Source organism: Methylocapsa acidiphila B2 (genome assembly GCF_000427445.1).
Classification (GTDB): Bacteria; Pseudomonadota; Alphaproteobacteria; order Rhizobiales; family Beijerinckiaceae; genus Methylocapsa; species Methylocapsa acidiphila.
In genome coordinates, this window is the sequence record NZ_KE386496.1 from 1,336,927 (window position 1) to 1,359,435 (window position 22,509).

23 protein-coding genes are annotated in these 22,509 nt (G+C 54.8%); all 23 read right to left on the reverse strand.

Translation table 11 applies throughout. From position 1 onward, the window contains the following. Positions 1-516: 516 nt before the first annotated feature. The 23 genes from METAC_RS0108200 to flgA all read right to left on the reverse strand — a co-directional run bounded on the left by METAC_RS0108200 (position 517) and on the right by flgA (position 22,506). Complete coding sequence (locus METAC_RS0108200) at positions 517-1,272, reverse strand: flagellar biosynthetic protein FliR (RefSeq protein WP_026606644.1); 756 nt, start codon at positions 1,270-1,272, stop codon at positions 517-519. Beyond that, on the reverse strand, positions 1,269-3,359 hold the full coding sequence (gene flhA / locus METAC_RS0108205) for a flagellar biosynthesis protein FlhA (RefSeq protein WP_036256163.1): 2,091 nt from the start codon (positions 3,357-3,359) through the stop codon (positions 1,269-1,271). Before flhA ends, METAC_RS0108200 begins: the two co-directional genes overlap by 4 nt. 232 nt (positions 3,360-3,591) lie before the next feature. After that, a complete protein-coding gene (gene fliQ / locus METAC_RS0108210; protein WP_026606646.1) occupies positions 3,592-3,861 on the reverse strand; it encodes a flagellar biosynthesis protein FliQ in 270 nt (89 codons plus the stop codon). Further along, a complete protein-coding gene (gene flgD, locus METAC_RS25715) occupies positions 3,861-4,265 on the reverse strand; it encodes a flagellar hook assembly protein FlgD (RefSeq protein WP_084143519.1) in 405 nt (134 codons plus the stop codon). The genes fliQ and flgD overlap by 1 nt, the downstream gene beginning before the upstream one ends. 24 nt (positions 4,266-4,289) lie before the next feature. Further along, positions 4,290-4,700, reverse strand: a complete 411-nt coding sequence (gene flbT / locus METAC_RS0108215; protein WP_026606647.1) for a flagellar biosynthesis repressor FlbT — start codon at positions 4,698-4,700, stop codon at positions 4,290-4,292. Between the two features lie 8 nt (positions 4,701-4,708). Then, positions 4,709-5,056 carry a flagellar biosynthesis regulator FlaF gene (flaF, locus tag METAC_RS25720; protein WP_084143521.1) on the reverse strand — a complete coding sequence of 116 codons (348 nt, stop codon included), beginning with the start codon at positions 5,054-5,056 and terminating at the stop codon, positions 4,709-4,711. A 33-nt stretch (positions 5,057-5,089) separates the two neighbouring features. Further along, positions 5,090-6,133: a flagellar hook-associated family protein gene (locus tag METAC_RS25725; RefSeq protein ID WP_084143523.1), complete on the reverse strand. Its 1,044-nt coding sequence runs from the start codon at positions 6,131-6,133 to the stop codon at positions 5,090-5,092. Then, positions 6,130-7,629: a flagellar hook-associated protein FlgK gene (flgK, locus tag METAC_RS0108220; RefSeq protein ID WP_026606648.1), complete on the reverse strand. Its 1,500-nt coding sequence runs from the start codon at positions 7,627-7,629 to the stop codon at positions 6,130-6,132. The genes METAC_RS25725 and flgK overlap by 4 nt, the downstream gene beginning before the upstream one ends. Positions 7,630-7,663: 34 nt before the next feature. After that, positions 7,664-8,908: a flagellar hook protein FlgE gene (locus tag METAC_RS0108225; RefSeq protein ID WP_026606649.1), complete on the reverse strand. Its 1,245-nt coding sequence runs from the start codon at positions 8,906-8,908 to the stop codon at positions 7,664-7,666. A 268-nt stretch (positions 8,909-9,176) separates the two neighbouring features. Then, a complete protein-coding gene (locus tag METAC_RS0108230) occupies positions 9,177-9,851 on the reverse strand; it encodes a response regulator transcription factor (RefSeq protein ID WP_026606650.1) in 675 nt (224 codons plus the stop codon). A gap of 183 nt (positions 9,852-10,034) precedes the next feature. Next, positions 10,035-10,598: a transglycosylase SLT domain-containing protein gene (locus METAC_RS0108235; protein ID WP_036255393.1), complete on the reverse strand. Its 564-nt coding sequence runs from the start codon at positions 10,596-10,598 to the stop codon at positions 10,035-10,037. Then, a complete protein-coding gene (gene fliK, locus METAC_RS26755; RefSeq protein ID WP_198017186.1) occupies positions 10,552-11,556 on the reverse strand; it encodes a flagellar hook-length control protein FliK in 1,005 nt (334 codons plus the stop codon). The genes METAC_RS0108235 and fliK overlap by 47 nt, the downstream gene beginning before the upstream one ends. A 901-nt stretch (positions 11,557-12,457) precedes the next feature. After that, the gene (locus METAC_RS26760; protein ID WP_198017187.1) at positions 12,458-13,660 is read right to left on the reverse strand and encodes a chemotaxis protein; all 1,203 of its coding nucleotides are present in this window, start codon (positions 13,658-13,660) and stop codon (positions 12,458-12,460) included. Then, on the reverse strand, positions 13,657-14,859 hold the full coding sequence (locus METAC_RS0108250; protein ID WP_026606653.1) for a MotB family protein: 1,203 nt from the start codon (positions 14,857-14,859) through the stop codon (positions 13,657-13,659). The genes METAC_RS26760 and METAC_RS0108250 overlap by 4 nt, the downstream gene beginning before the upstream one ends. 4 nt (positions 14,860-14,863) lie before the next feature. After that, on the reverse strand, positions 14,864-15,046 hold the full coding sequence (locus tag METAC_RS26910; RefSeq protein WP_156898145.1) for a hypothetical protein: 183 nt from the start codon (positions 15,044-15,046) through the stop codon (positions 14,864-14,866). 455 nt (positions 15,047-15,501) lie between these two features. Continuing rightward, on the reverse strand, positions 15,502-17,151 hold the full coding sequence (gene fliF, locus METAC_RS0108260; protein ID WP_026606655.1) for a flagellar basal-body MS-ring/collar protein FliF: 1,650 nt from the start codon (positions 17,149-17,151) through the stop codon (positions 15,502-15,504). A gap of 137 nt (positions 17,152-17,288) precedes the next feature. Continuing rightward, complete coding sequence (locus METAC_RS0108265; RefSeq protein ID WP_245257447.1) at positions 17,289-18,266, reverse strand: flagellin N-terminal helical domain-containing protein; 978 nt, start codon at positions 18,264-18,266, stop codon at positions 17,289-17,291. A 90-nt stretch (positions 18,267-18,356) separates the two neighbouring features. Beyond that, on the reverse strand, positions 18,357-19,037 hold the full coding sequence (fliP, locus tag METAC_RS0108270; protein ID WP_051335807.1) for a flagellar type III secretion system pore protein FliP: 681 nt from the start codon (positions 19,035-19,037) through the stop codon (positions 18,357-18,359). Positions 19,038-19,087: 50 nt separating this feature from the next. Next, positions 19,088-19,594, reverse strand: a complete 507-nt coding sequence (locus METAC_RS0108275; protein WP_051335465.1) for a flagellar basal body-associated FliL family protein — start codon at positions 19,592-19,594, stop codon at positions 19,088-19,090. 21 nt (positions 19,595-19,615) lie between these two features. Further along, positions 19,616-20,317: a flagellar basal body L-ring protein FlgH gene (flgH, locus tag METAC_RS0108280; RefSeq protein ID WP_026606659.1), complete on the reverse strand. Its 702-nt coding sequence runs from the start codon at positions 20,315-20,317 to the stop codon at positions 19,616-19,618. After that, on the reverse strand, positions 20,318-20,854 hold the full coding sequence (locus METAC_RS0108285) for a MotE family protein (protein ID WP_051335466.1): 537 nt from the start codon (positions 20,852-20,854) through the stop codon (positions 20,318-20,320). Between the two features lie 81 nt (positions 20,855-20,935). Continuing rightward, entirely contained in the window at positions 20,936-22,033 is a 1,098-nt protein-coding gene (gene flgI, locus METAC_RS0108290; RefSeq protein ID WP_036255395.1) for a flagellar basal body P-ring protein FlgI, read from the reverse strand. After that, on the reverse strand, positions 22,033-22,506 hold the full coding sequence (gene flgA, locus METAC_RS0108295; protein ID WP_036255398.1) for a flagellar basal body P-ring formation chaperone FlgA: 474 nt from the start codon (positions 22,504-22,506) through the stop codon (positions 22,033-22,035). Before flgA ends, flgI begins: the two co-directional genes overlap by 1 nt. Between the last annotated feature and the right edge of the window lie 3 nt (positions 22,507-22,509).

Below are 22,509 nucleotides of genomic sequence, written 5' to 3' on the forward strand. Positions count from 1 at the left end.
AACCTTGAGGCAACCTTACGCCCAATTGTCAACGTCGCGGAATACAATTTCTGCGCACTCGAACGCCTCCTTTCTCAGGCGCAATTCGAGTCTCGCAGCACAGACAAGATTTTCACACGCCCGCATACGAGCCCTACCAGCAACGCGCTCTATTAAATGCGCGTCAATTGAAGCGCCAATCGACACATCTGTCGCTGTCAAATGCGCCAAGCGGGAAAACAATGTGGAAGCAAATAGCCCAGCCGGTGCTGGGTCAGCCTCGCAAACAGCAAGCAAGTCGTCACGTAGTCGAACAATCTGTCGCCTGCGGCCTTCCAGATCACGCACCTTCCAGCCCGCCAATCCATCGATAGCATTTTGCACTTTCAACAAACGAGCCGCTTTATGAAATCGCCTTCTCATTCCCTGTCACCAATCTCGTCAGAGCTTACCAAAAAGGCAAAGTCGCGCTAACAAATAGCCCCCACAACGCAACCGGTCGTTGGACCGGCCGCCTGTAGCGCCAGGCGCCTTATGTCAACCCGCGGCCAACCAAGCAACAAATCCAGCAAAAAAACCCTCCAGTAACCATGAACAGGTGAAAGCAAATACGCACAGCCCACCCAATAGCATTGCGGGCATGGCAACAAAATATACAGGTATATTCGGCGACATCTTGGCTGCAAGTCCAATCGAAAAATTAACGCCCACAGAATAAATGATAAATGGACTACCAATTCGTAATGCTAAAAAAAGGGAATTGGAGAGACATCCGACTAACTGCGGGATGCCAATTCGCGCGCTCAGGCCGGCTGAAACTGGGACTGCGGAATAAGAATCTACCAAGGCGTGAACCACTTCTAAATGCATGTCCGCCAGAAAAAAAAGAACCGTCGCGGCCAGTGTGATTAACGCCGAAACGGCCGCTGCCGGCGCATTTTCGTCTACGACAAAGCTAAGTGGACTAGAAATCCCGATATTGGCGGAAATCATCGATGCAATCATTTCAAGCGCACTAAAATAGATACGCCCAAGAAACCCAAATAGCGAACCCAGCATCAATTCTGCAAATATTACTATAATCAACTGAAGAGGCCCGCTTCCATTGATCCCGCTTTCGACTGCATCAACCAGGAACGGCGCCAGCCCTACGCTCAACCCGACGGCGCCATACAACCGAACATACATGGGTATCCGCGGGCTGGACAGGCCCGGCATAACCATCAGACACCCGCCGACCCGACAAAATATAATAAATGTGGAGAGCGCAATAGTCGCTCCCTCTCCCATCATGAAATCGAACCGAGAGACTGAATTTCGACGCCCCTCGCAATTTCAAGGTGCGAGAGAACGGGCAACGTAGAGAACAAACGTTCAATGACCATTCGAACATAAGGACGCGCATCCGGCGCCGAGACGAGGACAAAATGATGTCCTTGATCCATGCGCTCACGGATCGCTGCAGACGCCGACTTGCTAAATTCTTCGATCATCGAGGGTTCAAGATCAAATTCCACTACCTCCCCCTTTACGTCACGCTTAAGGCTTTGGTGGAAGGCGGCGTCCCACCGAGATCCGAGCCGCAACAACTTAAGCACTCCCCCATCCGCCATGTCACCACAGATTTGCTGGGCCATTCGCATACGCACATGTTCGACAATTTGCTCCGCTCGCCTTACATGCGGCGTAATCTCCGCAATCGCTTCAAGGATTAAATGCAAATTGCGAATTGAAACCCTCTCAACCAACAAGAGCTTAAGAACCGCTTGCAGCCCCGAATATGAAATCTGACTTGGACAAATATCGTCGATAAGACGCCTATAATCGGGGCCCAAACGTTCTAATAGTGCCCTCATATCCTTGTAAGAGAGCAACTGGGACAGATTGTTTGCAATTACTTCACTTAAATGGGTTAAGATGACCGAAATATTGTCGATCGACGTAAATCCCTCGCGTTTTAGCTCACCAGCAAAGGCAGACCCAACCCACACCGCTTTCATGCCAAACGATGGTTCGCGCACCTCATCGCACGGAACATCCGGCTTCACCCCATCGCCCACGATGACCAAAAGATCCCCAATGCGAAGTTCGTGAGACGCGACGACGGTCCCATGAATTTTGATCTGATATCCCTTTGCAGAAATTCTTACACTATCCGACAGCTTAATATCAGGCACGACAAAACCGAACCGACGCGCGAACTTCCGTCGCATCTTCGCTACGCGCGTTGCTAACTCGTTATGTGATAATAATAGCTTTGATGACAATTGCTTACCAAGACAGAGCTCTATTTCTACCGAACTAATCGAATCCTTGATTGATTCATGTTTCTCCTTCTCCGCCTGCATGTCCAAATCGGCCGCTCTTGCGCGAGCCCCCTCCTCCTCCCTCGCCAAACGCAAAGGAACGGAGTACCCGACAAATGCAAGTATTGCGGCCAGAACAGCGAAAGGTATAAACGGAAGCCCTGGAACAATAGCCAATATACCCATTAGGCAGGCAGCGACAAACAAGGCCCTAGGATATTTGACCAGCTGATTGAGAACCGCTTGTTCCGCCGCACCACGCGTGCCACCTTTGGAAACCAGAAGGGCGGCGGCCAACGAGACGATCAATGCCGGAATTTGAGTTACCAAACCATCCCCTACGGAAAGCTTAGTAAACACCTCAGCTGCTTGAGCAAGCGGCATATTGTGGCGGGTTACGCCAATCACGATACCGCCAAAGACATTCACCGCAAGAACAATGAGCCCAGCAATGGCGTCGCCGCGTACGAACTTCGACGCACCATCCATCGACCCGAAAAAAGAACTTTCCTCTTCAAGTTCACGGCGTCGCCGCTGCGCTTCGTTGTCATCGATCAATCCCGCCGATAAATCGGCGTCAATCGCCATTTGCTTGCCAGGAATCGCGTCGAGAGTAAACCTGGCTCCGACCTCCGCTATTCTAGTTGCGCCTTTCGTGATGACGACAAAATTTACAGTAATCAAAATCGCAAACACAATTAGACCAATAACAAAATCGCCGCTCATGACAAGCTTGGAAAACCCGCCTATGATATAACCCGCGGCAGTCACCCCCTCCGAACCGTTAGATAGTATTAAACGGCATGTTGCAATGTTCAGCGCCAGCCGCAATAACGTCGCAACCAGCAACACTGTTGGAAACGCCGAAAAGTCGAGTGGCCGTTGAATCCACAAGGAAACCATCAAAATAAGAACGGACAGCGCAATTGACAGAGCAAGACCAACATCGATTAGGAAACCTGGTATCGGAAGAAAAAAAATGGCCAAAATCGACAGTATGCCAATGGCAAACCCGACGTCTCTCGCGCCTTGCCTTTCAGGCTCAATGCCTGTCGACAATCCAGGACTCGTCATCCCCAATTTCTTTCCCATCGACAGCTAATCCATAAACGATAGTTAGTACGTCCACCTTCCTATGCAGTTTGATTGGGGCATAGCAGCCGCAACCCTCTCTTCTAAAGGCGCAATGTCAGCATAGTTAAATATATACCGTCCGCGATGCACCACAACTTCTCAAACTGACAAGTCAGACAAACACATCGACCTTTAGGCCAGTTGACGATTCACATATTATCGTCGACGCCTCTCACCGAAATCCCTTTTCAATATGCGAATATACGCGCTCGGTAAAAGCGTACATTTCGCGACCGATAAAAGGCGCCAGTACAGCCAAAACACAAAAAATCGCGACGATCTTTGGCACAAAGGTCAACGTCATTTCTTGAACCTGCGTTAAGGCCTGAAGCAACGCCACAATCACGCCAACAACAATCGCAGCACAAACCGCAGGACCCGACACAACAATGGTCATCCATAGCGCCGTTCTAACAAGCTCGAGTGCGTCTGCTTCTTCCATCAGGAACTGACCGAGACCCCGGAACCGAGCACGACAGACTGCCCGTCCGTTAGAGTTGCCGACGCGCCACCCGAGGACGACGTCTGAACAGAGCTTACAATACCGCTTATTTGTCCATCAGATGATGTAATAGTTCGACCTACAAGACTGCTTGCTTGCACAGACAACAGGGCGCTGAGCGTCGAATTCGTCTGAACCTGCTGTTCAACCGACGAAAACGAGGCGAGCTGGCTCATATATTGAGTCGGGTCCGTCGGACTTGTCGGATCTTGATTTTTTAATTCGGAAACAAGCAGTTGCAGAAACTGATTGTAGTCAACAGTCGATGAAGTCGTCGACCCAGCCTCGCTTGCACCTGCCGATACGCTTGAATTCGTCACCGCATTTACGTTTGTTACTGACATGCGTCCCTCTTCGAAAGTCCAGCATCACGCTGCATGAATTGACGATGGCCGTCGATCGCCGTTGAGTATTTCACCTTCCGCTGCGAACAGACCGCGTATCGCTCTCAGCGCATCAAAAACGCGATTTGACCTAACGAGGTCCTTTATCGTGAATAGCCCACAACGAAATTCATTATCCGAGGTTACATCGATAATTAACTTAATTGATTGATTAAACATATCCCGCGCACTCGTTGAATCCGTCGGATTCATCAACATAATCTGGACAATAAAGTAGAGTTGGCGTAGCGGAGTAGTCGCATCCTCGACCTTCATGACGTGCGCCTCTAACAGAAACGTCGCATCGTTTAGGAGCTCAAGAGACACTTTTCGTTGCGCGCGCAAAACTGCGCCGTTAATATAGACCTTTTCTCCCGCGCGTAGCGAAATATACATTTGCGGCCTCAGGTTAATCCATTTCGGATCATACTACACACCTCAATAATTCCACTAAAGCCGGACGATTCGCCCCTCCGTATTAAAGCCGCCTCCTTTAAAATCCACACTCCAACTGACACAAGTTGACCACGCAATGCCGCTGGGAGATCATTTTCGTCTCCAACCAACTCTCCGATCAGACTCTCCCAGAGGGCGCACGAAAACGACAATGCTTCTTCGCATTCTTTTGATCTTGAGCCTGCGACTTTAGCCTTCTCGAGTAAATCAATCGCATGATCAAACGCACGTCGCTCACGATCCCTACATTCACGTTGGTCATCTATAAGTTGTTCCGCGTAGTAATGTTTATACATGGTCGCTCATCGCGTCATAGCCGAATTTCGGGATCACAAAAATTTTGTCAGACTAAGCTGACTTAATTGCGATGTAAGTGAATAAGATGTTTCAATTTGGGTCTGCAGGTTAGTCACGCGCACCGAAACCTCGTATGGATCGACACTTTCAAGTCCGCTAACTTGCGTTGACAACAGATTCATCTGAAGCGACATCTGGCTATTCGAATCGGTCACTTCCTGTTGTGCCACGCCCAACGTTGACTGCATGCTTGTTAGGCTAGTAATAGCCGACGTTAACAGCTTTTCCGAGGCGCCGACCACAGCGCTAAAAGCCCCAGATGACAGATTCTGAGTTCCTAACTCGCTCAGCACCGTGTAGGCTTGCGCCAATTGTCGAAATGCTTCGGAGTTGCCGGTCACAGACGTATTTACGCTCTGCGATCGCGAGATCTGACTAGATAATACCTGGCTAGACGCGGACGACCACGTGTTCGACCAAGATGCGTCTGTAAATAGCGACGAAAAGGACCCGTCGATAAAGCTTTGCATATCGCTTTGGCTTATATCGGCGACCGACGAACTTTGTTGCGTGATCCCAAATTGAGTCTGAAATGCATCATCGACAGCTTGCTTGCTCGACGCATTCGATGCAAAATAGTCCGAAATCGGACGCGTACCCGTATTCGTACCAGCAAATATATAGTCGCCGTTAATTGATGAGTTCAAACTGCTGATCAGCGACTTCAAATTTGCTGTCGCGCTTGTTTGAAGAGTTGTTGAACTCGTCGTAGAGCCATTGGCCTCAATTAACGAATTTAGTAGGCTTTGCGCGGAACTTTGCAAACCGCTCAGGACATTTTGTGTGGTTGAGAGTCTCGTCGAGACCACTTCGTTTGAGTCAGAAATTGTTTGCAGCAGAGATGTTTCGGATTGAAGAGATACGCTTAGCCCTGCGTTCACACCCAATGACAATCCTAAATCCGCGTATTTCCCTGTAGAAACTTCGGTCTGCGAGGCAGCGAGATCGCTTTGCATACGAAGGATCGACTGACGCATCGAATTTGAGATTGATTGCGTAGAGATATAGGATGTCATGCTTGAATACTCCCCAAGTCGGTCATGAAGGCGTTAAACATGCTATCAATCGCAGTGATTAACTTCGCCGAGGCGGAGTAGGCCTGTTCCAAATCCAACATTTTGGACATTTCGTTGTCTAAATTTACTCCTGTGGAATTGGACATCGCGGTCGTCGCCGTACTCAAGAGCGTATCCTGGTAGCTTCCTTGCGACGCTGCTTGAGAACGCTGCGACTCTAGCCAACTGATCGATCCGGTGGCGTATCCGCTCAATGTAGTGCTTGTCGTGATTTCGCCGGTTGACGAGAATGACCGCGTCGCTCCCAATTTATCAATTAACTGCGAAATTCGCGACGTATAGCTTGCGTCTCCGCTGCTATTATAGACGTAATCACCACTGCCGCTATCGGAAATGCCGCCGTCACGCAAAAGGTCCGCGTTGCCGCCTCGACTGGGATCTACGCTGGGATTGACCATGATGTTTGCCGCGAGACCCGTGGCATTTGTTGGAAGAGCGTTTGACCCAGACGTGGTAAAGAGTCCCGGCAAATCTGGACCGGCTGTGGCCTGGCTCGACTCAGCAAATGCGCCGATCAGCGCATTGGCGATATTGTCAAGCTGCGCCTGATACGTCGGCGCCACATCGTCTCGCAAAGTTGCAAGACCGGCGATTCCGCCTGAGGCGATTGGCATAGCCGCCGATGCGCCGGTAATCGGCGTACCGTCGACATAAACGGCATTCCCAACAACTCCATCTGCAAATGTATTTGTTTGTTTGAAGGATACAGAGCGAGCGACGCCACCTTGAAAGAGGGTCACTCCGCTGTCCGTATAGATCGACATATCGCCGTTTGGATTATTGGTGGTTATAATTCCGATATTTTTAGAAAGTTCTGTTAAAACTTGGTCACGCTGATCCAACGCATCTGTTACATCTGATCCCGTCGCAGAGCCGTTTACAATCTCTCTATTCAATGTTGTGAATTGGCTCAAAAGAGAGTTTACGGTTTGAACGTCCGTCGCGATCGTCGAGTCAGCTTGTCCGCGAACAGATTGGATAGTCCCCGAGGCGCTGTTTAGGGCAGACGCCAAGGCCTTCGCAGAGGAGATCGCCGTCGCAGCGACGCTTGAATCGCTTGGTTGCGCTTCATAGGATTGAAGGGCATTGGCGAAAGCGCTGAGCATCGCCGCTGGAGAGCTTGAATTTGAGGAGCCGGACGAGTCGCTAGAGATATCTCCAATTGTTTGATTAAGCGAGTCGAGACCGCTGGAAAGAGCGCTTTGGGTTGCCGCCGCAGCGGTCGAGCTCAGGACATTCTCAAAAACCGCCTGATTGGCAGCTCTTGTAACTGAGACGACTTGCGCCCCGGTGGATGTTGTCGCGACATTTGCGATCTTACGCGAATATACTGCTGTGTCGGCATTGCCGGATATATTTCGCGACAGGATTGATGTTTCGGCCGCTACTGCGGCCAAGCCAGATTTCGCGGTGAGCGCGGCGCTGGATAGGCTCATGATTCACGACCATTCTTATTCGATAACACGGAGTCTATTTCAGCATATTGTTAAGAGTGCTTAGAAGATCCGAACCGACCTGGAATGTTTTCGAATTGGATTCGTAGGCACGTTGCGCGACGATCATGTCCGTAAGCTGCGTCGCCAAATCAACGGTCGAATCTTCGAGCTGTGATGACTTGATCGTTCCGAGCCCGCTTTGTCCCGCGCTTCCGACGACAATGTGTCCTGAATCAATGCTCTGTTGGTAGACGTCGCCAGCAAGTGGCGTAAGGCCGTCTCCGCTCGGCACAGTTCCAAGCGGTATCTTATATATTGCGGTGCTTGTTCCGTCGGCATAGACTTCGGACAAGGTGCCGTCGGAAGTTATTTGAACGCTTTTAACCGCACTGGGCGCGTTGCCGTTTGCGGTCGCCGTGGAAACTGAGAAGGAGCTCGCCAGTTGAGTCATATTTGAGATGTCGATATTCGCCGTTTGTCCACCGGGGATGGCGATCGATAGGGATGTGGGGCTGCTTAAGCTGCCATCGGCGGCGCTGAAGTTCAAAGTCTGACTTGCCAATGCCGCCGACGAGTACGGAAAGCCCCCTCCTGAAGCGGCGTCGGCGGAGTTGTAGACTGACATTGACCATGTGTTCGTTGCGGTTTTTGAGAAGTAGACGTCGAGCGTAATTGCATTGCCCAAGTTGTCATATGTGACTAGCGATGATTTTGATGTGTATGTCACTGGGACAGTATTACTGCTCGGTAGATTTCCGGCGTCTGTTGCGGCCGTCGCGTCGAGGTTGGCGGCGAAGGTCCCGCTGGTGGTTGGAGTTGCTTTCAGAGCCGCGCTAGATACGTTCACAACTTGCAGGCCGGCGACGCCATCAGCTGATGATTTTCCGGACGCTACGCTATAGCCCATCAACTTGTAGCCAGCGGCATTGACAAGTTCTCCGGCGTCGTTTTGAGTGAAGGATCCTGCGCGGGTGAGATAAGTCGTGCCGTCGGATCCTTGCACTAGGAAAAAGCCTGAGCCTTGGATTGCGAGGTCGGTCGTCGAGGTCGTTGACGTTAGACTGCCTTGCTCCAGCACGTTGTAGCGCACGACAGTCTCAACCCCTCCGGCGTTGTAGTTGGAAGAACCCATTTGATTCACGAGATCTTCAAACTCAGTTGAGGCTTGCTTATAGCCGGTGGTATGGGAATTTGAGATATTGTCTGAAATTGTCGACAGCTTATTGGCTTGCGCCGACATTCCTGACACGCTTGCATTCAAAGCGCTGAATAGGCTCATGGAGATTCTCCGCGATTGATGATCCCATTTTGAGGATGCACGCTTGCGCGGAACTTGCCTACCGGCGATGCATGCAACTTCATGTAGCCTATCGAGCGTCGCCGGCGGATGACCGCCAATCCTCGTCGGTGCGCTCGGCCTGCGCCTCCGACTATGACATCGCTATGCCCGATCGGCATATTCGAAACAGGCGAACGTCGCCGGAGTCGCGTCGTCGGGCGTCGACGGCCTTAGTGGCCTTGTTAAAACGTACCGCGCAGCGTCTCTGTTAGATGCAATCATCCAAGCGATAGCCGAGATAGCGGACCGAGTTAATCGGATCATATCCGAGCTGACGACGCAATTTCTTGCGCAATTTGCTGATGTGGCTTTCGACGACGTTTTCCTCGACGTTCTCGTCGAAAATTCCATAAATTGAGTTGAAAATCTGCGCCTTGCTCACGCGGCGTCCTCGATTATGGACAAGAAATTCGAGGATGCGGCGTTCGCGTCGTGGGAGCGGAAGAATTGATCCCTTAAGCTCCGGGTCTCTCCCATCGAAAAAGACCCGAAGATCTCCGACAATCGCTGAATCCTGCTCATTGTGCCGGCGACGCTTAATCGCGCCCACGCGGGCCAGGATCTCTCGGACATGGATCGGCTTGCGAACGACGTCGTCGACGCCCGCGGCGAAAAGATCAAGCGTTTGTTCGAGGGAGGGCGTCTCATTCATCGCAATAAGGGGGGCGCGAGACCGCATGCGAATCATTTTCGGATAGTTTTGGCGGTCTCTGCAATCTCCGAGCAGGAAGGCCTCAACGGCGCCAATATCGGAGTCGGCCGCCGTCGCCACCCATTCACGGAATTCGTCGGGACAGAAGCCTGTCGACGATACGCCTTCGATGCCAAATCGACTCGCATAGCCGGTCGTGACGATCTCGCGTTCATCAATTATCGCCAGCACTGAAACCCCCAGAATCGATTGTCCTGGTTGATCATAATAATGATCTATAGTTGTTCGTCAAACATTTATTCACTTTTAAGTTGTATTTTTCGCGCCTTTCGGGGGCTAGCTTTCGAATGGAAATGGGCGCCTTTGCGCGGCGGCCTTGCGCGCGCCGACTTACGCCGGAGCAGATTGCGAGACTTAGTGACAAAAGGCGTGAGCGCCGGGCGTCCACGCTCCGAAGCCGCTTGCGACCAAATTTGTAATCACTTGGCAGACATAGCGCTTTTGCGCGGGATTATTGTTGGGCCCTGCATGATAGCGGGCGGCGGCCAAAGTCCAGCTGCCCTCCCTCATCCGTAGCGCTTTGAGGAAACGTGCCGCATATTCGACGTTCGCGCGCGGTTCAAACATTGCCGCAAGCGACTGAAATTGACTCGCGTGAAAATGGTGATTGATCTGCATGCACCCGATATCGATGAGCTTCGCCCCATCCTTGCGCGCCGCCTCGACGCGTCGGATCGCCTCGTCCAAGGTCTCCGGGAAAAAGGATGGCCCTTCGATGTTGAGCGCATAGGGCTGCAGCGACCCACGCCGCCCGGTTTCGGTTAAGCCGATTGCGTAAAGAATGGCCAGAGGAACGTCATATTTTGCGGCCGCGCGCGTCATTTCGCGCTCGCAAAGATTGGCGGGGGATGAATTTGCCGCAGCTTGGCCTTCAAATGAAGATGTCGCCGCCATTAGAATGGCCAAAGCCCCGGTCATCCGGAAAAGCGTCCGACGCCGACCCCGAACGCCTCGACTTGTCTTGCCGCGGCGCTGAATGATCATCCGACTGTCCCTCTCCATATTGCGGCGCGCCTGATGTCTGCGCCCGCGGATCGGATGGAGCCTCCACTCGCGGCGTAGGGGACTCGCTCGCGTTATGCGCCGCGCCAGACGCGCTGAGTCCCTGCGCCGTTAGGGACTGAGCGGCCTTGACGACGAGCGCGTCAATCGAATAGCCCGACGCGCGCAGCTTTCCGAGAAGCATGTCCTTGTCTTCGTCAATCAGACGCAAGGCCTGTGGGGTCGTCGCTTCGACTTGCAAATTGAGCTGCGTTCCCGCAAGCCTCAAACGGAGCGTCACCGAGCCAAGATTGTCCGGCTCGAGCTTCAAATCCAAAATCCTCACGCTCGACGTCACGGGAGTCGCCGCGACCGCGCCGCTGGTTTGAGCCGGACCCGCAGCGTCATCCGCAGCCTCCGCGCCTGGGATAGGTTCGCCCGCGATACAGTCAAGGATCTGCTGGGTCGGCGAAAGGCCCGCAACCGGCGGATAGTGAGTCTGTTGGCCGAGGACCGTCGCCTTGATCGATTGCGCGCTCGGCGAAGATGCCCTAAAGTCACTTGGCGCGCGCAGCGCCGAGCCCAAAATTCTGTCGACAGCCCTTTCATTCACGTCCATTGGAGCATTTCCGGCGCCTCCAGCGCGATCCGATGCCGAAACGGCGGAAACGCCCAGCGAAATCGGAGCGGCCAGCGAGCGCGCAGTCGGGCCTTGTGGAGCGCTATAGGGCGAGGCGATAGGTTCGGCGTTCCCCTGCGCTAGCTGCGACGGCGACGCGGCGGCGAACAAAGCAGTTTCGAGCGGCGCGGAGACAGGATCGGTTCCGAGGGAACCGCCGTCGGCGCTCCGTTCGGAATTGCCCTTGAAGGCGCGAACGCCGCCTGGCTGCGCCACGCCAAGCCCAGAAGGTCCCGTAGCGGACAAAGTCCCGTCGATCGAAGTCGCCGGCCAAGCGGCTGCGGAAATCGAAAGCGGATCTGCAACAGCATCTCCTGAAGACGAGGCCGCCGGCGCAGAGCCGCCCCTGATCTTTGCAGCGCCGCCAGCGCGCTCACTGACCAGAGCGGAAGCGCCGACTTGTCCGACTTTCGGCGCGGAGCCGTTCTTAGAGGAGACGAAACCGAATGTCGCGTCAGCGCCGCGATGCGCATCCGCCTGCAGGGCCGTTGCTGTCGAAGCAGCAGAAGGAGCCTCGCTCCGATAAGTCAAAGCGGCCAAGAACGAAGGAGAACTGTCCGTCGCGACATTTAGCGATGAAGCGCCGCCAAGATCCGTGTCCCCTTTCGGCGAGGCTTTTTTAGCGGCTGGACCGATGCCGGAATTCGCATCGCTTGCCGCCGTCACGAGATCCTTTGACCATGAGAGCTGCTTGCTCTCTCCCCCTTCCGACGGCGAACGACGCTGAACAGCTGAGTCTGCCCCCGTCATTCCCGTGTTGGACGAAGCCGGCGCAACCGACAATCCTGCCTTCGCGACCGAATGGCGAGTTTCATCCTGGACCCCGATTTCTCCGGCGACGCTGGACATGTTTTGCTGTCCGGTGTCACCGAGGGCTCCTGCTTGAACCGCGAAGGCGCGCATGATCAGGCCGGGCGCAGGCCCGACAGATCGATTCGATTGCAAAGCCGCTTGATCTGAACCCGCCTCGGAATCCGACATATGCGAAAGGACAGCCGCAAAGCCGCCCGCGCCACCGGGTTCCATCGGAGAGCCATCGGACGAGCCAGATTTACTATCCGCGGCCGAGCCTATCGAATCCAAAATCAACAGGCGATTTTGGCGAAGGCCGTCGACGCTATTCATGTCGCGTTCCCTGCAGAAGCATCTCCGCTTCGCTGATCGCTCCCTGAGCCGAGTCGATGATGGCGCCTGCATCGGCAGCCGCCGTCCCTCCTTCGGCGCGCTTCGGCTCCGGTTCGTTCTGCGCGTCGTCCGGTTCTTTGCTGATTTGTTTAGCAATTCGTGCGACCGCGTCTTTGAGTTCGGCATCGACCTTGGGCAGGCGCGAGGCGTCGACGCTTTGTAGCTCTCCGAGGCCCTTGTCGAGCGAACTCGTCAAGATGAGCGCGGCAGCCTCATAAAGCCTCGAGCGCGCGCCGTCGACGCTGCCCTCTTTAGAGAGACGGACCGCGCGCTCCGCTGCAAACCGCGCCGAGCCGATCTTTCCGCTGATGATGCCCCACTGCGCCATTTTCAAATAGAGGCGAAGTTGATCCCCCGCGTCGATCTCGTTGAGCAGTCTTTCGATCTTCTCGTAGCGGACAGAATCGCCCGTCAAGGTAAAGCGTGTGATCGAATCCGAAAAGCGACGACGAAAATTATCCGCATAAGCGGACTTCGGAAAACGTCGGATATATTGACTCGACAGAGCGATGAATTTTTCCAGGTCGCCTGTCTCATCGGCGAGAAATGTCTCTCGACGCAGCGCGGCTTCCTCGACCAATGTCCCTGGATCGAGGAGTCGCGCCTGATCGAGCAACCGCATCGCCTTTGTCGGATCCTCCTTCGCGACCAGGGCCGATTGGACCAAGGCGATATGCCCCCCCAACGCCGAGGCTAGTCCTTTCGCTTCCACAGGCGCCAGGATCTGCTTCGCCTTCGCCGATCGTCCTTCGACATAGGCGAGCGCCCCTTCCATCAGGCGAGTCTCCTCCTCCGGACTAATTCCGAGCTCGAGAATTTTTCTGACGACGCGGGGCTGCCCCCCGCTCAGAAGATAGACGATCGCCGCGCGCGCGTTCTTCGCGTCCCGCCAAACCGCCGCGTCGGCGGCGAGCAAGCGATCGGCGATTTGCCCGATCAACTTCGGCAATCTGACCTGCGCCTCGACGTTGCCCAAGACGATTTGGTCCTGAATCGCCTGCATGGATCGAATAATTTCGAAAGGCTGCTTGCCTCGCGGTTCAGTCTGAGCGCGAGCCGCCTCTAGCCCAACCATGCAACCGCACCCCACCCAAGCAAGAGCCAGTCGGAGCGCGAAATTCGATGCTCTCGTCATGACTTTTCCTTTCTCAACAAAATTTCAATTCGACGATTTCCGGCTGCATTCGGATCGTTCTGGAACTTCAGACGCCGATCAGCATAACCTTCGATCTTCTCGAAACGCCGTTCGTCCAAGCCGCCCCGAACCAACATGTAATGGGCCATATGCGCGCGCGCCGCCGAAAGCCGCCAATTGTCATAGGTCGCCGATTTATAGGAGCGTCCGTCCGTATGCCCACGAACGACGACCGAGCCAACGCGTGACTTGAGCAGCCGCCCTATTTTCTCCATAACTTCAATCGTCTTCGGCAACGGCTCGGCCGAGCCGATTGCAAACATCATGTAGTTTTGGTCATCGGTCAGGCTTATCAGCACCCCCTCTTCGACCGCCCGAACTTCGATGTGCGGAAGCTTTTGCTCCTGCGCGTCCGTCCGCACGGCGTCGAAGATCTCCGCGCGCAGCTTCGCGCTGTCGCCTTCGTTCATTTGCGCGGCGTTCGCCGGCGGCGTTTCGCTTACCCCCTTCGCGCCCCGACGCAGCTTCGCCATTGAGGCCGCCCGAGTGGCGACCGACGCACTCGGCTCCGCCGCGGCGCGCAGCTCCTGGCCCTTCCGCCCTTCTTTCGCCTTCGCCGCCTCATCTTGCGCCGAAGGCGACGTCACATCCGCCTTGGGTTCCGGTAAGTAGGGCACGGTCTGAAACGGATCGTTATAACTCTCGGCAAGATCCGACGGCGCGCCCATCGAAGATCGCGCGGGCTCCGACTTATTTTCCGGAACCTCGGCATGGGCATCCGCTGCGATCTCGGATAGGACGGCGTAGGGATCGCGAAACAGAGCTGCTTCTGAATGCGTCGGCGCCTTCGCCGCTGTCTCCGAATTGACGTCCTTCATCCATAAAGGCGACCTATTCTGCGCTCGCTCCGTCGTAGTCTCTTTAATGCTCGGACCCGCTCCCATTTCCGTTTCCTTCGGATCCTGAAATCCCTTCTTCAGAGTCGTCATATCGACGAGCTTCACCGGGTTGAAATATTGCGCCACAGCACGCTTCGTCTTGTCGCTGGTCGTGCTGATCAACCACAAGACAAGGAAAAGCGCCATCATCGCTGTCATGAAATCGGCGAAGGCGATCTTCCATGCGCCGCCATGATGCTCCTCGTCATGAACCACGCGCCGCCTTATGACCACGATTTCCTGAGGGTCCTTGTCCGACACTAGCTCACTCCGACAATGCCTTGAGCCGCTCGACCCAAGCGTCTATGCGCGTTTCGATGACCGTTTGATCGATGACGACCCTGACCTCCGGCGACTGATTGGAAACATATTCAACAGCGCCGGCGAAAGATCCCATCTTGTCGCGAAACGCAGCGAGCAAATCGGCTGCGCCGCTGACTTCGATCACCGGTCGCTCCTTGCCACCGACCAATGCGCGTATCTCATCCGCAATCAGCACCATCGCCTGATGGCGGCGACCCTCGACAAGCATCCCTCGCAACACACCCGCGACACATCCCGCAATGCGCGACTCGATATCACGGAGAGCCGTAGCGAAATCCTTGGCTAGATGTTGGCCCTCAAACGTCGCCCATTCCGCCCTAAATGCGGCGACGTCCTGCTCAAAGCTCTGTCGCGCGTCGGCAAGCGCATTCTCATATTCGCTAAGCGCAACCGCGCGTCCCTCCGACCACCCTTCTTCCCACCCCTCTCGGCGAGCGGCTGCCGCCGCCAATTCAATTCCCTGCGGAGAAACCTCCGCCGATAGCGGACGACAAGCCAACTCATCATCAACAGCTCCATGCGACATGGAAGCATCCCGCGGATCGAAATTTGCCAAGAATTGCCCCAACGGACGGCCGATCATGCCCGCTCTCCTTGGTGCATCCATTGCTTCAAGATCGCAGCCGCTTGCTCTTCGTCATATTCGACGATTTGCTCCAAGCGCTTTTGCGGCGATCTCTTAGGATTGTTGGTCAGATCCTCAATCAGACTAATCTCGCTTTGGCTCCCCCAATTGGGCAATTGCGCACGGGACTCGTCCCCGACGTCCAGTCCCACGAGATTTTCGAGCGCCTGCATCTCTGTGGGAACTTCGGCGGCGCGACTCGGAGCGGCGAAAATCGCTTTGGTCGCGGGTCGCAACCCAAACCAGATCAACAGTAAAGTTACAATCAGCACCGTCACAGCGTTGAGGACGTTGCCTGATTGTCGCACCAGCAATTCAGTCACCGCCGGAGGCGGTTGGGGCGCTAGATCTCGCCCTTCGTCGACAAAATCCACCGCCGAAATTTTTATGACGTCCCCGCGTTCCTTATGCGTCCCAGCTGCCGACGCAACCAATTGCATAAGTTCGCCAATTTGTCGGTCAATCGCTTCAGGGGTCGCCTTGTCGCCGAGCGACGACACAAGACTCGATCTATTCACGAGCACCGCGACGGATATATTCTCGATTCCATAGCCACCGCTTGTGGTGTTAATTGTCTTTGACGACAGCTCATAATTCGTCAACTCTTCTCGCTTCTGATTTTCTTCATTGGACTGCTTGCCGTCATCGGATCGCGGCGTCTCCTGCGGTATGTTTCTTTCCGCGGTCACCGGCGATTGATTGCTCGAGTTCTGCGACACCTGATTCTGCTTCACGACCCGCACCGACCGCTCGACCCGCGACTCTGGATTAAAGATCGTTTCGTTCGTCTGCTTTTTATCAGTGTTCAAGCGCGCCGCCACACTCACCTGAAAATTGCGGAGACCCAAATAGGGCGCCAATGTCTTACGTATATTATCAAGGATTTCCTGCGACACAGTCTTTTCGAGCGTGATCATGCCGCCAGGCGCAGCATCCGCAAGCTCGTTGCCAGAGGCGAGAAGAACGCCTTGCGTGTTCAACACGGTGACATCCTCCATTTTCATGCCCGGAACGGAGGCTGCGACAAGATGCCGAATCGCACGCGCCTCGGAGACGTCATCGCCCGACTCGGTCCTAATCACGACCGAAGCGGAGGGCGGCTGACGCGTCCGACGAAACGAACCTTCATCGGGCATTACAATATGCACGCGCGCCGCCTTAACGCCTCGCATAAGCTGAATTGTGCGCGCCAACTCGCCTTCAAGCGCTCTTACGCGAGTCACTTCTTGCATGAACGACGTCAAGCCAAGGGAACCTAGCTTATCGAATAGTTCATTACCGGCATTTGGACTATTCGGCAGGCCCTTTTCCGCCAGCAGCATTCGCGCGCGCGCAGTTTCCCCATAGCGCACCAATATCGTGTTGCCATCAGCGTTAACGTCAAAGGCGACATCCGCGTCGCGCAATGCAGAACCAATGCGCGCTATGTCCTGTCGATCGAGCCCAGCGTAAAGAACGTCCATCGCCGGACGACTCAAAAAATAGCCGACAAGACCCGTCATGACGAACACCGACGCCCCAATCATAGCCAGCGCGACTAGGCGTCGCGAACCAAGCTTTTGCAAACTAGCCCACAGCCGCTCGATTTGTTCGCGCCCGTTCATCCATCGCCTCGATCCTGCGCCTCGTTCTGATCGACATCTTAGGCCGCCAACCTTACCCAGGCGTTGCAAATGAAAAAGCCGCGCTCATCGAAGAGCGCGGCTCAATATAATCAGGCGCCTTACGGCAATCTAGCTGATCACTGAAACAACTTCAGAATGAGCTGAGTGTTTGAGTTCGAAATGCTCAACGCCTGCACACCAAGTTGCTGCTGAACTTGCAGCGCCGCAAGTTTCGTCGCAGCTTCATTCATGTTGGCGTCGACAAGCGAGCCCACGCCCGTCGTAAGCGAATCGCTCAAATTCGAAATAAAAGTTTGCTGCGTCGAAAGCGCTGTACTCGTAGCACCGAGCGTGCTCGCCGCGGTCGTGATAGAGCTATAGGCCGCCTCGACGTCCTTAAGCATGTTAGATAGGTCGCCCGCGGTGGCCTGCGTGATATTAAGCGTGAGGATTGAGGCGGAAGCATAATTGGCGCCATTCGCACCCAAGATACCGCTCGTCGCACCGACCGTCGCATCGAACAAAGCCGTATTGCTCGTATCGACGGTGAGATAGCTCACGCCCGCGCTGGAATCATACGACGCGACGAGATTCACCGTGCCGCCGGTGGTCTGAAGAAAGTTCTGCCCGTTGAAATTCGCAGAGCTTCCGATGCTGATTAGCGAAGCTTGCTGAGTCGCAATGTCATTTTGAATCTTCGTCAAATCAGCGCCTGGATTCGACGCAGTCACAAGATCATTTTTGATGACCTGAACAACCGAAAGAGTGCTGCTCAACGCCGAACTCATCGTCGAAACAATCGACGAGCTCTCGCTCAATGCGTCGGAAACAGCTCCAAGCGCCCCAATGTTGGATTGCATCTTGGTTGCGATCGACCAATAGGCCGCGTTGTCGGCGGCGCTGCCGATGCGCAGGCCGGTCGAAATCTGGCTCTCCGTCTTGTCCAAACTCGCCTGGGTCTTCGTCAGGGCCGAAAGCGCGGTCAGCGCGGAAGTATTCGTCAGTAGGCTCGACATTGGATGTCCCTTGATGTGAAAAGCGATACGGGGACATACCGGATTTTCGCCGGTACGACGGGGCGGCCTAATGCCTTTGAACTTCTGTTTCGTGTCCAACCCGTCGTAATCTTTTGGTACCAGCTCTTCCTTGCATAAGACTTAACGCAAGATCTGTCCAACAAGGACTTTCGTCGATTTACTAGAAGTTTAGGCAAAGGAACGCACCAAGCTTCCTATCAACAGGCTCCACCCGTCGATCAAGATAAAAAACAAGACCTTGAGCGGAAGAGCGATGACTGAAGGAGGCAGCATCATCATACCCATCGACATCGTGAGCGTCGAAACGATCATGTCGATGACGAGAAACGGCAGGGCGATCAAAAAGCCAATCTCGAACCCGCGCCGAAGCTCGGAAATCATAAAGGCGGGAATCAACACTCTGATCTCACCCTTCGCCGACTCCTTCGTCTTGAAGCTCTCATTTGCGAGTTGTTCAAAAAGCCTAAGATCCTTCTCCCGCACCTGGGCCATCATGAAGTCGCGAAATGGATCAATTATTTTTGTCAGGGCTTCTTGCTCGGAAATGCTGTTGTCCATGAGCGGCCTGACACCCGCATCCCACGCCCGCTCGAAAGTCGGCGCCATCACATAAAATGTCATGAACAAAGATAAGCTAATAAGAATCAAATTCGCCGGAGTGCTTTGCAGCCCCAGGCCGGATCGAAGAAAGGACAATGCGATGACAAATCTCGTGAAGCTCGTGACCATGATGAGCAAGCCAGGAGCGACCGAAAGAATTGTGAGCAATGCGACGAGTTGAATAATGCGTCCCGCTGCACTCGCGTCGCCAGCCGGGATCAGACTGCTAACGTCTAGCCCCTGCGCCATCGCAGTCGAGCTCCACGCGCCGGCCAAAACCGCGAAGGCGAATGGGCTTTTCACTGCACCACCAATGCTTGAATGACGAGTTCGCGCACTCGTCCGTCGGAGCGAATCGTTGCCCTCTCGTTCAAATCTTCCCTCAAATGCTGCAATCCGCTCGCGCCGCCAACCTGTCCCAGGGACAAGGTCCGAATGAATCCGAGAATGTCTTCGCCGATCTGCGCGGCCAACACATCCGACTTTCCAACACCATTTCCAACGAAAATAATTGCGGCCTGCAGACGTATCCGCGCGTCAGGAGGATCTGCAAGATTCGCTATGATCGGCGGAAGTTCGCGCAGCTCTAGATCCGCACCGTATTTCCCAATTGCTTGCGAACCTAACGCCTGTTCATCATCGCGCTTCGCCACACGCACTGCCTCTGCTAAGTGGCGGCCCAACAAGACACCAAGCACCACAGCTGTCGCCGTCAATCCTACCAGCGCAGCAACCAACGAGACAATCGAATGACGTGTCGCCACTGTTTGACCGCTAAGCTGCGCGATATCTTCATCCTTAGCCATCTGTTCCCGACCCGCGGCTGCTCAAAGCGGCTTGAACCAATCATAAATCTGCTGCCCGATCGCCGGCTGCTGAACTTCGGTGAGCCTTCCGCGACCGCCGTAGGAGATCCGCGCTTCGGCGACCTTATCATACGATATCGTGTTGTCCTTCGAAATATCCCGTGGTCGCACTATTCCGGCCACATTGAGCAACCGAAGTTCGAAATTTACACGGACTTCCTGCGATCCGCTCACCACCAAATTGCCGTTTGGTAAGACATCCGTGACGACTGCGGCGACGGCAAGCTGAATTTTCTCGGCGCGATCTGTCGTACCCTCGCCTTTCGTCGACGATAACGCGCTCGACGTAAACTGTGGCTTCAGCTCGCTGCTTTTTTTGTTTACATCGAGCTTAAAGTCGAAGCCCGTTTCAACCTGCGATGTTAAAGATCGCTCGGTCGCATTGTCGAATGACGCACGATCGTTGATGGCAATATTGACGGTTACGACATCGCCGATTTTTGTCGCCCTCGGATCACTGAAAATATCTGCCCGATTTCCATTCCATATCGTTTGAGGCCGAGGTTGCTCCGTACGCAAAAAGACCGCGCTTGCGGACGGCTGCACATCGGCGACAAGCCCGGTGCCTACAGGGCTCATCGCTGGCTCCCTGCCAATTTCGACGACCGAGCCTGAGCAGCCCCCGACAGCGCCGAGAGCAAAAAGGAACATAAACCGGCGCATCTAGGATTTCTTTCCGTCAAACGTTGGTTCGGGTCCAGCCATGAGACGCCCTAATCGCGCCGCGCGCGCAACTTCCATTTCATTGAGGATGGCGCCGGCTGCGCGCGATGAGAGCTTCGCCAAAATTGCGGCCGCAGCAGCGTCATCCATTACCGCCAGCTGCGAGGCCGCGGCGTCCGCTCGCATATGCGCATAGACTGCCACGACCGATTCTGTCGCATGACGCATGGCTTCGTTACGCATGTTCAACCAATTCACAAATTCATTTTTTTTTGCGTCGAGCTCCGCTATGCGCTCGTTGACCTTCTTTTCGAGTTCTAAGAGTTTCGTTGTCTGCCATGCAATTCTCGCATCGCCAATTGCCATGGAGTTATTGGTGCAGAATTGTTGAATATCCACCGGAACTCGCTTACTCTCGGCCGGCTTCGCGATATCTGTCTTTTCCGCGTCGAGGCCAAAGCCACGTACCGGCGCCAAAGCCACCACAAGGATGGTCCAGATCGCCGCCGCGCTTCTTGCGGTTGGAATGCGCATCATTGTAACGCTCGCTCCGCCACATCTGACCAAAGTATGCGTTGCCGAGCTTGCGCCTGGCTACCTACGACATCGGTGATCGAACTATTGAACGACAAGTTCGGCGTGCAAAGCGCCGGCAGCTTTGATCGCTTCGAGAATAGCGATGATTCCCATCGGCTTGAGTCCGATCCGGTTCAAGCCATTGACGAGGCTGCGCAGGCTCGCGCCGTTAACGAGTTCGATTTGGCCGCCAGTCTGTTCGCCATCAATCTCGGTGCGAGGTAGGACGACCGTTCGACCGCGTGAGAATGGCGCGGGCTGTGATGCAATCGGCGTTTCGTTAACTCGCACCGTCAAATTGCCATGCGTGACAGCGACCGTCGAAATCCGGACATCTTGTCCGATGACGATCGTTCCGCTCCGGGCGTCGACCACAACCCGAGCTGGATTATCAGGCTCTACGAGCAATTCGCCGATTTCAGCCATAAAGCGCGACGTGCCGATGCGCGGCGGTCTCGATAACGCTACCGAGCTCTGGTCTTTTTCGGACGCCAATCTTTCGCCAAATCGCCGGAGTCCATAGTCGTTGACGGCGTCAATGATGCGCACCGCAGTGTTAAAATCCGGATTTTTCAAAACCAGCAGAAGAGGACCAATATCCTTTAGCTGACCAGGCACTTCGCGCTCGACTAAAGCGCCGTTCGAAATGTGCCCGGAGGTCGCGACATTGACGGTCACGCTTTCGGCTTGACCCGTCGCAGAAAATCCGGAAACGGCCACCTGTCCTTGCGCAATGGCGTAAGTCTGTCCATCCACACCCGAAAGCGATGTAAGTATCAAAGTCCCGCCAAATAGAGACGTGGCGTCGCCGAGCGACGATACGGTGACGTCTATGCGGCTTCCAGGTCGTGCAAACGGCGGCAATTCGGCAGTCACGAGCACAGCCGCAATATTGCGTGTTCGCTGGGCGATTGCTCGAACGTTGACGCCCATCCGATCGAGCATCGACTGCAGGGCCTGCTCTGTGAAAGTTGAGTTGCGCAACGTGTCGCCGGTGCTTTGCAGCCCAACGACCAGCCCGTATCCGACGAGCTGGTTGTTCCGCACCCCCTGCAAATCCGCGATGTCCTTTATACGGACAGAGGCCGCCGCCGAAAACGCGACCCCATAGAGAAAGATAAGCAGAAGCGCCCGAGCCATCAGCCGCCGCTCACGCGAACAGAGCCATCAGACTGCACCGTTCCGGACACTGTATATCCGCTGTCGAGATTCCTGACCGATATGACGTCGCCCACGGCGCCAGCTTGGAGAGCCGATCCATATGTCAGAATGCTTAAGCCGCCATCTTCGAACACGAGCGGGACTTTCGCGCCGTTCACTATAATTTTAGGCTCCGCGACGGCGTTTATCGGAATTGGGGCGCCGGCCAGCAATGTGCGGCGCGCGACCTTTCCAACGAGCATCGCCCGGCTTTCGATCATAGCGCCCCGTTGCGCGAGAACGTCTTTGGGAAACTCGTGGTCGGATAGCCAAGTCTCGCGGATCGCATCGCCTGGGTAGATTGTGATCGTCGGCGTCGGCAATATGGCCGTATCGGCGGCAACTGCGGCCGTCGGCGAATAGAGCGCAATCTGTAGAACGCCGAAGAGCGCTGCGGTAGCTAAAGGCGCCATGAT

Coding starts and splice junctions, on each gene's coding strand:
- METAC_RS0108200 (WP_026606644.1), bottom strand. CDS start 1,272: ATGATGGGAGAGGGAGCGACTATTGCGCTCTCCACATTTATTATATTT.
- flhA (WP_036256163.1), bottom strand. CDS start 3,359: ATGACGAGTCCTGGATTGTCGACAGGCATTGAGCCTGAAAGGCAAGGC.
- fliQ (WP_026606646.1), bottom strand. CDS start 3,861: ATGGAAGAAGCAGACGCACTCGAGCTTGTTAGAACGGCGCTATGGATG.
- flgD (WP_084143519.1), bottom strand. CDS start 4,265: ATGTCAGTAACAAACGTAAATGCGGTGACGAATTCAAGCGTATCGGCA.
- flbT (WP_026606647.1), bottom strand. CDS start 4,700: ATGTATATTTCGCTACGCGCGGGAGAAAAGGTCTATATTAACGGCGCA.
- flaF (WP_084143521.1), bottom strand. CDS start 5,056: ATGTATAAACATTACTACGCGGAACAACTTATAGATGACCAACGTGAA.
- METAC_RS25725 (WP_084143523.1), bottom strand. CDS start 6,133: ATGACATCCTATATCTCTACGCAATCAATCTCAAATTCGATGCGTCAG.
- flgK (WP_026606648.1), bottom strand. CDS start 7,629: ATGAGCCTATCCAGCGCCGCGCTCACCGCGAAATCTGGCTTGGCCGCA.
- METAC_RS0108225 (WP_026606649.1), bottom strand. CDS start 8,908: ATGAGCCTATTCAGCGCTTTGAATGCAAGCGTGTCAGGAATGTCGGCG.
- METAC_RS0108235 (WP_036255393.1), bottom strand. CDS start 10,598: ATGACCGGGGCTTTGGCCATTCTAATGGCGGCGACATCTTCATTTGAA.
- METAC_RS26760 (WP_198017187.1), bottom strand. CDS start 13,660: ATGACGAGAGCATCGAATTTCGCGCTCCGACTGGCTCTTGCTTGGGTG.
- fliF (WP_026606655.1), bottom strand. CDS start 17,151: ATGAACGGGCGCGAACAAATCGAGCGGCTGTGGGCTAGTTTGCAAAAG.
- fliP (WP_051335807.1), bottom strand. CDS start 19,037: ATGGCGCAGGGGCTAGACGTTAGCAGTCTGATCCCGGCTGGCGACGCG.
- METAC_RS0108275 (WP_051335465.1), bottom strand. CDS start 19,594: ATGGCTAAGGATGAAGATATCGCGCAGCTTAGCGGTCAAACAGTGGCG.
- flgH (WP_026606659.1), bottom strand. CDS start 20,317: ATGCGCCGGTTTATGTTCCTTTTTGCTCTCGGCGCTGTCGGGGGCTGC.
- METAC_RS0108285 (WP_051335466.1), bottom strand. CDS start 20,854: ATGATGCGCATTCCAACCGCAAGAAGCGCGGCGGCGATCTGGACCATC.
- flgI (WP_036255395.1), bottom strand. CDS start 22,033: ATGGCTCGGGCGCTTCTGCTTATCTTTCTCTATGGGGTCGCGTTTTCG.
- flgA (WP_036255398.1), bottom strand. CDS start 22,506: ATGGCGCCTTTAGCTACCGCAGCGCTCTTCGGCGTTCTACAGATTGCG.